The organism is Mycobacterium sp. (genome assembly GCF_039583785.1).
Taxonomy (GTDB): domain Bacteria; phylum Actinomycetota; class Actinomycetes; order Mycobacteriales; family Mycobacteriaceae; genus Mycobacterium.
Genome location: NZ_JAVKSG010000024.1, coordinates 38,126 through 48,731, shown reverse-complemented (window position 1 = coordinate 48,731; position 10,606 = coordinate 38,126). Strand labels below are relative to the sequence as shown.

9 protein-coding genes and 2 pseudogenes are annotated in these 10,606 nt (G+C 66.7%); 6 read left to right on the top strand and 5 right to left on the bottom strand.

Going from position 1 to position 10,606, the window contains the following annotated elements:
* From ABDV69_RS10220 to ABDV69_RS10205, 4 genes and pseudogenes are all read left to right on the top strand, one after another.
* Window positions 1-215, top strand: a pseudogene (locus tag ABDV69_RS10220) (nuclear transport factor 2 family protein); the annotation flags it as partial.
* 4 nt (window positions 216-219) lie between these two features.
* Window positions 220-1,401, top strand: a complete 1,182-nt coding sequence (locus ABDV69_RS10215; RefSeq protein WP_343573806.1) for a sulfotransferase — start codon at window positions 220-222, stop codon at window positions 1,399-1,401.
* 8 nt (window positions 1,402-1,409) lie between these two features.
* A complete protein-coding gene (locus ABDV69_RS10210) occupies window positions 1,410-2,654 on the top strand; it encodes a hypothetical protein (RefSeq protein ID WP_343573804.1) in 1,245 nt (414 codons plus the stop codon).
* Between the two features lies 1 nt (window position 2,655).
* The gene (locus tag ABDV69_RS10205) at window positions 2,656-3,483 is read left to right on the top strand and encodes an oxidoreductase (RefSeq protein ID WP_343573801.1); all 828 of its coding nucleotides are present in this window, start codon (window positions 2,656-2,658) and stop codon (window positions 3,481-3,483) included.
* Window positions 3,484-3,544: 61 nt separating this feature from the next.
* Here ABDV69_RS10205 and ABDV69_RS10200 read toward each other — a convergent pair whose 3' ends face one another.
* The gene (locus ABDV69_RS10200; RefSeq protein ID WP_343573798.1) at window positions 3,545-4,807 is read right to left on the bottom strand and encodes a primosomal protein; all 1,263 of its coding nucleotides are present in this window, start codon (window positions 4,805-4,807) and stop codon (window positions 3,545-3,547) included.
* 38 nt (window positions 4,808-4,845) lie between these two features.
* Entirely contained in the window at window positions 4,846-5,667 is an 822-nt protein-coding gene (locus ABDV69_RS10195) for an alkaline phosphatase family protein (protein WP_343573819.1), read from the bottom strand.
* Between the two features lie 226 nt (window positions 5,668-5,893).
* Between ABDV69_RS10195 and ABDV69_RS10190 the strand changes: the two genes are divergently transcribed.
* Together ABDV69_RS10190 and upp are read left to right on the top strand one after the other, a co-directional pair.
* Complete coding sequence (locus ABDV69_RS10190) at window positions 5,894-7,276, top strand: PE-PPE domain-containing protein (protein WP_343573795.1); 1,383 nt, start codon at window positions 5,894-5,896, stop codon at window positions 7,274-7,276.
* Between the two features lie 70 nt (window positions 7,277-7,346).
* Window positions 7,347-7,970, top strand: a complete 624-nt coding sequence (gene upp, locus ABDV69_RS10185) for a uracil phosphoribosyltransferase (RefSeq protein WP_343573792.1) — start codon at window positions 7,347-7,349, stop codon at window positions 7,968-7,970.
* 1 nt (window position 7,971) lies between these two features.
* On the opposite strand, the gene ABDV69_RS10180 is transcribed toward upp, so the two are convergent.
* The 3 genes and pseudogenes from ABDV69_RS10180 to ABDV69_RS10170 all read right to left on the bottom strand — a co-directional run.
* Window positions 7,972-9,543, bottom strand: a complete 1,572-nt coding sequence (locus ABDV69_RS10180) for a phospho-sugar mutase (RefSeq protein ID WP_343573790.1) — start codon at window positions 9,541-9,543, stop codon at window positions 7,972-7,974.
* A gap of 71 nt (window positions 9,544-9,614) precedes the next feature.
* Window positions 9,615-10,394: a purine-nucleoside phosphorylase gene (locus tag ABDV69_RS10175; protein WP_343573788.1), complete on the bottom strand. Its 780-nt coding sequence runs from the start codon at window positions 10,392-10,394 to the stop codon at window positions 9,615-9,617.
* A 68-nt stretch (window positions 10,395-10,462) separates the two neighbouring features.
* Window positions 10,463-10,549, bottom strand: a pseudogene (locus tag ABDV69_RS10170) (MarR family transcriptional regulator); the annotation flags it as partial.
* Between the last annotated feature and the right edge of the window lie 57 nt (window positions 10,550-10,606).

Genomic DNA, 10,606 nt, shown 5'->3' with positions numbered 1-10,606 from the left:
GCAACGTGCAGTTGGAGATCGACGAAGCCGACGGCAGCGCGGCCAGCAGGTCGTACTACTGCGTCACGCAGGCCACCGACACGCTGCCGCTGCAGGTGATCGTCACCGGGCACTACAAGGACACCTTTCACCGACTGGACGGCGTGTGGTGGTTCGACAGCCGGACCATGTTCGTCGACCAGGTCGGTGATGTCAGCCAGCACTTGAAGTTCTGATCGCGTGACACAGTCCTTCGACCTGGCCGGTGTGCAGGCCGACGCTATCCGCAAAGAGGCCTTGACCGACTGGGGGCCCGGGGAATTCGAGCCGCCGTTGGGTGTGCTGCTGGACGATTACGCGGCCGCCGAGCTGACTGTGGTCGGCGGGCACATCCTGCGCTCGGGCATCGTGCACAGCCTGCGGATGCGACTGCGCGCCCAAGAGTGGATCCGTCGCCATCCCGAGATTCTCCAGGAGCGGATCGACGATCCGGTGGTCGTTGTGGGGATGATGCGCAGCGGCACCACGCTGCTGCAGCGACTGTTGGCCGCGGACCCGCGCTTTCACTGTGCCTACGGCTGGGAGGTCGTCGAGGTGGCGCCGCGCCTCGACCAGCGGTGCGGCAAGGATGACCCGCGCATCGCGATCAGCGAAGCGCGCGAGGCGAAGTCGCGCGAACTGGCCCCGGATTTGTTCGTCATCCATCCGATGTACGCGCGCGAGGCGGAGGAGGAGATCGTGTTCCTGGCCGATGCGTTCCTGTCGCATGTGCCGGAGTCCGGCGCCCACCTGCCGAATTACCGAGCCTGGCTCGACGGGCAGGACTTCACGCCCGCCTACGACTACCTGCACCGGATGCTGCAGTTTCTGCAGTGGCAGAAACGCCGACGTGGCGAGTCTGCGATGCGCTGGGTGCTCAAGTCACCGGCTCACCTCGGTTATCTGGACGCCCTGCGGGACCGGTTCGGCGGCCTGCACGTCGTCCACATGCACCGCGACCCGTGCGCCACCATCGCCTCGGGTGCCAGCCTCAACGCCACCCTGCACGCGATGCATGCCGACCGCGTCGATGCGCATCGAGTCGGCGCTCAGTGGCTGCAGCGGATGGGCTGGACGAATGACCGCGCGATCGCGGTGCGCAACCACTGGACCTCCGAAAAAGAATGTGCGACCCGGGTCACCGACATCGGCTTCGACGATGCGGTCGACGACCCGATCGGGCAAGTGGCCCGTGTCTACGACGCCATCGACCTGCCGCTGACCGGCGAGGCGGAGTCGGCGATGCGGCGCTGGCTGCGGGAGCGTCCCCGCGAGGCGGCACGCCCGGCCTACACCCTGGACGACTACGGCCTGCGGCCGGAGGACGTCGATGAACGGTTTGCGTTGTACCACAAGCATTTCGAACAGTACATCGGGAAGTGAGGAGAGTCATGCACGACGACCCGGTCGCCACGGCAGCTCAACACGAACAAGAATTGGCCGCGCTCGAGCTGATCGAGCATCCGACCGTCAAAGCGGCCTATCGCACCGTCGCCGAAACCTGGCTGGGCCGGGCCAAGGCGTCACCGGCGATGCGTGAGCGGTTCGACGACGCGTTCGCCGAGGTGATGTTCTCGGCAGCGGTGTGGTCGTCCAATCAGGACAAGTTGCGGCCCAAGGTTAGTTGCATCACCCGGCTGGCGCACCCGGTGGATGGCCATCGCATACCTGGATCACGTTGGGGCATAGACAATCCCGACAGCGTGTATCGAGTCATTCCGATCTCCGGCGACGAGCGGTACGAAATTCACGGACGGGTCGGCAAGCACCGCATGACCGAGAACTACTTCACGCTGTGGGACGCGCAGATGGGCACCGTCGACGTGCTCAATGGCCGCACCATGCAGGTGGATTCCGACGGCAGCTTCACCATCACCGTCGATGCCGATCCCGCCGACGGGCGGCCCAACCATGTGCGCAGCACCGCCGCCGCGCACGAGTTCTACATCCGCGATGTGCTGCTGGACTGGTCCCGCGATGACCCGAATCACTATGAGATACAACGACTCGGTGGACCGAGCGGAGCGCACGCACGTACCTTAGATGAGCAGGCCGAGGCGACCGCGTCGATGATGGCGTATTTCGCGAACTTCACCGGAAAGCTCAGTCACGGCGTGTACAAGATGCCGCCCAATCATTTCAACCTGGCCTGGTCCGCCGACAAGGCCGGCGCAATGCGCAATCAGGTTTATGTTATGGGCCGGTTCGACTTGGGAGAGGATGAAGCGTTCGTCGTCGATGTCAGCGATGGCGGTGCCGAATATTTCACCGTTCCGCTGAGCAACATCTGGGGCACCACACTGGAGCTGGTCGATCGCACCGGCAGCCTCAACAAGGCGCAGTCTCATCCCAACGACGACGGCAGCTACAGCTACGTGATCTCACCCGTCGACCCGGGCGTGGCGAACTGGATCGACGCCGACGGGTTGACCGAAGGCATCCTGACGCTGCGGATGGCGGAGTTCGGGAAGGACGGGCCGCGTGCGGATCTCGGCGCCCGAGGGCGAGTGATCAAGCTGGACCGGCTCGATGATGAAGTGCCGCATCTGCCGCGGATGAGCACCCAGGAGCGGGCGAGTCAACTGGCCGACCGGCGTCAGGCGTACCTGCGGCGCCTGCCGGAAGGGACGGCCTGAGATGGCGCGCTGGTTGATCACCGGCTGCTCCACCGGCTTTGGCCGTGAAATTGCGCTTGCCGCTTTGCAGGACGGCAACAGCGTGATGGTGACGGCGCGGCGGGTCGAGGCGGTGCGGGACTTCGCCGACGAGTTCGGCGACCGGGCCGTGGTGGTGGCCCTCGACGTGACCGATGCCGGTCAGATCGCCGCCGCGGTGTCGGCGGCCGAGCAGGCGATCGGCGGCATCGACGTGCTGGTCAACAACGCCGGGCATGGCTACCTGTCCGCAGTCGAGGAAGGCGAGGATCTCGAGGTCCGAAAGTTGTTCGACGTCAACTACTTCGGCTCGGTCGACATGATTAAGGCGGTGCTGCCTGCGATGCGCGCCCGCCGGTCGGGGCATATCGTCAACATTTCGTCGATGACCGGCTTGGTGGCCAATCCGCCCAACGCCTATTACTCGTCGACGAAATTCGCTCTGGAGGCGGTCACCGAGGCGCTGGCCACCGAGGTCCGCCCGCTGGGTATCAAGGTCACCGCGATCGAGCCGGGTGCGTTCCGCACGGACTGGGCCTCGCGATCGATGAAAGAGTCGGCCACCCCGATCGCCGACTACGAAGACGTGGCAGCGCGTAAGGATCTGATCAAGCAGTTCGCCGACCACCTGCCGGGCGACCCGCGCCGGGTGGCCGAGGCGGTGCTGATGGTGACCAAGCTCGACGAGCCCCCGCTGCGGCTGCTGCTGGGTCGCGACGTGCTCAAGGCGATGCGGGACAAGATCGCCGCGACGTCGGCGTCGATCGAGGAGTGGAAAGCCGTCACCAAAGACGTGAACTTCCCGGCCTAGTCAACGCTATTCGCGCCGCAGCCGCGACGCCGGTACCGAAAATCGTCGCAGGCGTGCGGCGCTATTCGCGCCGCAGCCGCGACTCGGCGAACCGCACCAGGTCTTCCCAGCCCCGCACCGCTGCGGCGTAAGGGGCGGTGGGCTTGCCCGTCGAGTCGGGGTCCAGCGCGTAGGCGACCAGTTTGCCCAACGGCTCATCGATCCCGAGCGCCTTGTCCACCGTGCTGTCTTCGGAGTAAACCCCGAGATCGCGCAGGAACTCGACGGCCAGATCGAGCTGCTCGTGGTCGACCGCGTCCGGGCCGGCGGCGAAGTCGTCGGCCAGCCCGCTCAGCACATAGACGTTGTCGTCGGTGATGTCGACGTGCAACGAGCCGTCATTGGCCGCCGTGCGGATGTCGTCATAGGTGCTCAGGTCGGACAGGTCGTGGTCGTGCTCGTCGGCCAGGTAGCGGGCCAGCGCGCGCTCCGAGCTGAACACACTGATTCTACCGTTGCGGCCCAAAAAGATTGGGCGATCGTCGAAGTAGCAGCGCAAGGTGTAGAAGGTGCTGGTACCGATCATGATCGTGATCGGGTCGATGCCGACCTTCGACCAGAAGTCTTGGTCACCGCCGAGCACCACCTCGTCGCCGGCTGCCCGTTCGACGGCGGCGGCCTCGTCGGCAACGGCCTCGGGCTCTGATTCTCCGTCGGAGGCCTCTGGCTCGAGCTCTTCCTCTTCGACCGGTTCGGCCAACTCGGCCGCGGCGGCCTCCGACACCTTACTGTCCACGTCCGGAATGCTGACGATCTTGTCGACGGCGCCGAGCACGTCATCCCAACTGCGCCCGACGATGTCGGCGATGGCGTGCCAGCGCTTGAGTCCGGCCTTGCCGGTGAAGTGGTCGATGCCGCCGCTGAGGGTGCCCAGCGTCGGGTTGCCGTTGAAGAACTTCATCACCGCCGGGAGTTCGCACACCGATCCGATCGACGAGACGATCGTCAACGCGTTGGCCAGCGTGGCCACCGACTCCTCGGTCGGCTTTTCCGAGACCACGTCTTCGACCGCAACCAGGTCGAAATGCTTGTCGTCGGCGGGCTCCAACTTGTGGGCATTCGCCTCGGTCAGCCCCTGCCACGCCGGGTGGTCGACGAGGTCGTTGTCGGTGTTGGTGCGCACAAACGCGACCAGGTCGGCCGGGGCCTCGAAGGTGTACAGCTCTTCGTCCTTACCGAGGAACGCCTCCCACTCGTCACCGGCGTCGCGCCAGCGGGGCGCCCATACGGTGTAGCGGTCGCCGTCGGTCAGGCTCAAACGGATTGGCACGAGGTCAGCAGCCATGCGGCACACAATAGCGACGATCGCGAACAGCGCCGGGGTCAGGCACCCCAGATGCCGGTGATCGCGGGCGCTCTGGTCGCGTAGCCGAGCTTGGACAGCCCGTACATCTGCTCGAGGGTGGACAGCACGTTGTAGTGGCTGATCGGCTGGTCGTAGGTGCCGGGGCGGACGCCGGCGCCGTAGATCACCGTCGGTATCTGATTGCGGGACGTGTTGTCGTCCTCGTCCCAGGTCAGGATCAGCAGACTGTCGTTGGCTCGTGCCCAGGACGCGTACTGCGACAGGTTCTGATAGAGCCACTGGTCGCCCTGTGCGATCGAACCGTCGTGCATGTCGTTGTCGAGGTTGGGGATGACCATCGAGACGGTCGGCAGGCTGGCGTAATTCGCCGGAGCCGGGAACGCCGTAAGCGGCAGCGACCGCGTAGCGGGGATATTGGTGAAGCTGGCCCAGGGCACGTGCTTGCGGGCGTATTTGCCCGCCCGGCAGTCCTGCGACCCCGGCGCGGGCAGGCTCTCCGCGTAGCCCACAAAGGTGTAACCGGCGCCAAGCAATTGCGAGCCGAGATTGGGCGTGTTGCCCGCATTGACCGGGCAGACGTTGTCGTTGACCAATGTGTTGCCGGCGAACAACGCGTAGTAGTTCGGTTCGCTGGGGTGCGCTTCGGCGAAGGACTGCGCCATCATGGCACCGTTTGCCGCCAACTGGTTGATATAGGGCGCTGCCTTGTTACCGATGATGTTGGTTTGCGAGCGGTTCTCTTCGACCACCACGACGACGTGCGCAGGGGTCGGAACCGCGGCCGCTCTGAAGTCCACCGGAGCGGATTCGGGGCCGTGATGAGCCGACGGCCACGACATCAACACCGTGGAGACCGCCAGTACGCCGAATAGGCTGACCGCCCGATGTGGTTTGTCATATCGCCATCCTCGGCGCCGCATGCCCGCAGTATAGGAGTCCCGCTCGCACTCCTTGGTCCACGCGTCCGCGTGTCGAGCGGGGAAGCGCGCGGCGACAAAGTTGCGGATTGCGCGATGACCGGCGCCCGATCGGCGCATGATGTCTGCCATCACCGGGGAGGACGGGATGGCAGTACCGGGTTTGCGTGCTTTGGCGATCGGCTGCGCCGCCGTCACGGGTGCGATGTCGATCGGACTGTGGGCCTTCCCGTCTGAGGTGACAGCGCTGATCGCCGAAGCCAGGCTGCTCGCCGACGAGGGCTGGATCATGGGCGGCACCGGAGATCCCACCCCGGACGCCGATTACCTCAGCTCAGTCGAATCGCTGTACCTCAGCCAGGACAGCGGCTACACCTTCCAGGCCCTGACCACACCGGAGCAGTTTTGCCCGATCGTGTGCAGTTCCACCGAGCCGGATTTGGGTTTCGGCGAGTCGCTGAACGCCGGAATCGGCGATCTGAACAGCACGATCGTCCCGGCACTGCAAGCCGGAAATGATGTCGCGGTGTTGGGCTACTCGCAGAGCGCCACCATCGCCACCATCGAGATGAACGACCTGCTCAACCACACGCCGGCCGGCGTGAACCTGCACGACCTGAGCGTCACGCTGCTCGGCGACCCCAACAGCCCGATCGGCGGCATCCTGGACCGCTTCCCATTCCCCGACGGCGTCGGGCAATTCAGCCTGAGCCCGGAGCCCCAACAGGTGCCGTTCCTCGACATCCCGCTGAGTTTGGCAGACACCCCGACCACCGGGATCGCGACCGACATCTACACCGGTGAGTACGACGGCTACGCCGACTTTCCCGAAGACCCCTCTAACCTGTTCGCCGACCTCAACGCCCTGATCGGTATCGAGACGGTGCACCCCTATTACCCGGACCCGACCCCCGGCGTGAACTTGGACACCACCAACATGATCGATCTCGGCAGCATCGGGAACACCACCTTCTACGACATTCCCGCGCCGCTGCCGACCCTGGCGTTCATGTACGACGGCGGGCCTGCCGGGCAGTTCTTCTACGATTCCTTCGCCCCGTTCGCGACGTTGTTCGACGACTGGGGTTACGGCAACCCCGGTGATCCGGGCGCCGGCATCGACGTCAACGGTGTCGACCCGATCGGCGCTGCCGGTCCCTGGACGGTCGACGCGACGGGTCAGCTGGTGGCCTCCGGTGTCGACGGTTTCATCCCCAAGATGGATCCGCTGCAGATGCTGGCCGGCATGGAATATGCCGCGGCGCAGACGGTGATCGGCCCGATCAACGCCCTGCTGGCCGATGCCGGTCAGTTGCCGCTGCCGGCGTCGTTCGTCGACTCGCTGATGTCGGGCTACCACCTGACCAACCAGCTGGACGCGTCGCTGCTCACCGCGTGGACCGACGCGACGGCTAGCGTTCCGTCGCTGGGCCCGGACGCCATTTTGAACGGCTCGCCGCTGATCTCCGGGCAGCCGCTGATCGACCTAGTCGGCTACGGGTTCGACATCTTCAACTTCTTCGGCGCCTGAGCGTCCCCCTCGCCGCTGCGCGGCTGGGAGGTGCCCCCACTGCATCGTCGGCGGGCTAGAGTCTTGTCGCGTGGACGTGCGTGTCGTTGACCATCCGTTGGCCGCGGTGCGGCTGACCACGCTGCGCGACGAGACCGTCGACAACGCCGGATTCCGCGCCGCGTTGGGTGAGCTGTCGCTGATGCTGGTCTACGAGGCGACCCGCGACGTGCCGCACGAAAGCGTCACCGTGCGTACCCCGTTGGCCGAGACTACCGGTGCGCGGCTGGCCAGGCCGCCGTTGTTGGTGGCAGTGCTGCGAGCCGGGCTGGGCATGGTCGATCAGGCCCAAGTGTTGCTGCCGGAAGCGTCGGTGGGGTTCGTCGGCGTCGCCCGCGACGAGGAAACCGGGCTGCCCACACAGTATTTGGAGTCACTGCCGGACGACCTGCGCGGCCGGCCGGTGATCGTGCTCGACCCGATGCTGGCCACCGGCGGCTCGATGACGCATGCCGTCGGCTTGTTGCAAAGCCGGGGCGCGGTCGACGTCACTGTGGTGTGTGTCGTCGCGGCCCCGGAAGGTATTGCGGCACTAGAGAAAACGGTGCCGCAGGCACGCCTGTTCACTGCCGCCATCGATGACGGCCTCAACGACAAAGCGTACATCGTGCCCGGTCTCGGTGACGCCGGCGATCGGCAGTTCGGACCGCGCTGACCTACCAACGTCGGACAGCTTCGGCTAGCTCGTCGCGCAGCGCGTCGGCGCGGGCTCGGTCGCCGGAGCGGACCTCGATGTAGAACTTGACCTTCGGCTCGGTCCCCGACGGTCGGACGACGACTCGGGCCGTCGTGCCGGTGTCACCGCCGGTGAAAATCAACGCGTCGGTTCTGGGCAGCAAATCCGTTGTGGCCGTGTCGAAACCGGCGATGGTGCCCGGCGGCTTGGCCCGCAGTCGGCGCATCAGCGCCGCGGCCTCGTGGGCGTCGGAGATCTGACGTGGCACGGCAGCGCCGCTGTGCACCCCAAAGCGCCGAGCCAAATCATCGAGCGCGTCGAGCACCGAGCGCTGCGATTGCCTGAGCGTTGCGACCAGATCGCAGAACAACACCGCGGCGCTGATGCCGTCCTTGTCCCGCACCGCAGCGGGGTCGACGCAGTGCCCGATGGCTTCCTCGTAGGCGTACACCAGCGTGCTGCCGGGCAGGTCGGCATCGGCTCGGGCCAGCCATTTGAAACCGGTCAGGGTCTCGACGTGTTGTGCACCCCAGTGCGCGGCGATCGCCGCCAGCATCCGCGACGACACCACTGTGCTGGCCACCACGCGGTGGGCGGTCTGGGTCTGCGACAAGATGTAATCGCCTAGTAACCAACCGGTTTCGTCACCGGAAAGCATCCGCCAGCCGGCCGGTGTGGGTACGCCGACGGCGCACCGGTCCGCGTCGGGATCGAGCGCAATGGCGACGCCGGCGTCGACCTCGGCGGCAAGGGTGAGCAGTGCGTCGGTGGCACCCGGCTCTTCGGGATTGGGGAAGCTGACGGTGGGAAAGTCGGGGTCTGGGGCGAGCTGGCTGGTGACCGTGTGCACGTCGGTGAAGCCGGCGCGGCCCAGTGTTTCGACAGCCACGTTGCCGCCGACACCGTGCAGAGCCGTCAGCGCCACGCGAATCGGGCCCGAGCTCGAGCGTCGTACGCCGGCGGCCCGGTCGATGTACTGCTCGACCAGCGTGGAGCCGACGGGCTGCACCGGTGTCCTGGCTATTTCGTCGGCGAATGGTGCTGCGGCAATGGCCGTTTCGATCTCGCGGTCGGTGGGGGAGACGATCTGGATTCCACCGTCCAGGTACACCTTGTAGCCATTGTCGGCGGGTGGATTGTGCGACGCGGTGATCTGGATGCCGGCCGCTGCGCCGGTGTGGCGCACCGCAAATGCCAGCACCGGTGTGGGCGCCGGCGATGGCAGCATGGTCACTGAAAATCCAGCGGCGGCAAGCACTTCGGCGGTCGCTGCGGCAAAGGTGGCTGACCCGTGCCGGGCGTCGCGGCCCACGATCACGCTCGAGCCGGCCAGCCCGCGGCCGTCGAGAACTTGCGCCACCGCCCAGGTTGCGCGGATCACCACCGCGAGGTTCATCGCATCCGGGCCGCCGCGCACCGGCCCACGCAGACCCGCGGTGCCGAAGGTCAGCGGACCGGAAAACCGTTTCGCCAGCTCGGCCCGATCGCAGCGGGCGAGTTCGGCTGCCGTCACCGGGTCGGGGTCGTGCGCTATCCAGTCTTGCGGTGTCATGGCGCCGCTCCTCCTGCCTTTCCGGGTCGCACTGCCCTGCTATCGTCGCCGGCGCGTGTCACGCCTACCCGCTACAGCCGTGCGACCAGGTCGGCCAGCAGCGAACCCAGCCGGGCCGCCGAGGCGGCACCGGTCTCGAGCACCTCGACGTGACTCAGCGGCTCGCCGGTGATCCCGGCGGCCATGTTGGTGACCAGCGAGACGCCGAGTACCTCGGCGCCGGCGGCCCGCGCCGCGATCGTTTCGTGCACGGTGGACATGCCGACCAGGTCGGCCCCGAGCGAGCGCAACATCCGGATCTCGGCAGGCGTCTCGAAATGCGGGCCGGGCAGTCCGGCGTACACGCCTTCGGCCAGCCCCGGGTCGACCTCGCGGGCCAGCGCCCGCAGTCGCAGGGCGTACGCGTCGACCATGTCGACGAATTGGGCTCCGGCCAACGGTGACCGCGCGGTCAGGTTCAGGTGGTCGCTGATCAACACCGGCTCGCCGACGGCGAGGTCTTCGCATACCGCGCCGGCGGCGTTGGTGAGCACGACGACGCGTGCACCCGCCGCGCACGCGGTGCGCACCGGATGCACGACGTGCTGCAGGTCGTGGCCTTCGTAGGCGTGCACCCGCCCGGCTAGCACCAGCACGCGGTGCCCACCGATGGCCACCGAGAGCACCTGGCCGGTGTGGCCGGCCGCCGACGGCGGGGTGAATCCGGGCACGTCGGCCATCGGCAGGATCGCCATCGGCTGGCCCAGTGCGGCCACGGCCGGCGCCCAGCCGGAACCCAGCACGATCGCCACGTCGTGTTCGCCGACGCCGAACTTGTCGGTGATGAACTGCGCTGCGGTGTCTGCGTGCACAGACGGAGCCTAATCGGCACCCCGTCGGCTGAGCTGGTCCAGCACGCGCAGCAAGACGTCACGGTCGCTCGCGTCTTGTCGGCGCCGATCGCCTCGGCCAGTGCCGCTCGAGTACGGATCGGCGAGCGATCCAAAGCGTTGAGAACGATGTAGCCCCCATCGACAAACCAGGCGTTTTCCGTGCCCGACGGTCGACGACGCGCCGTTCGGCC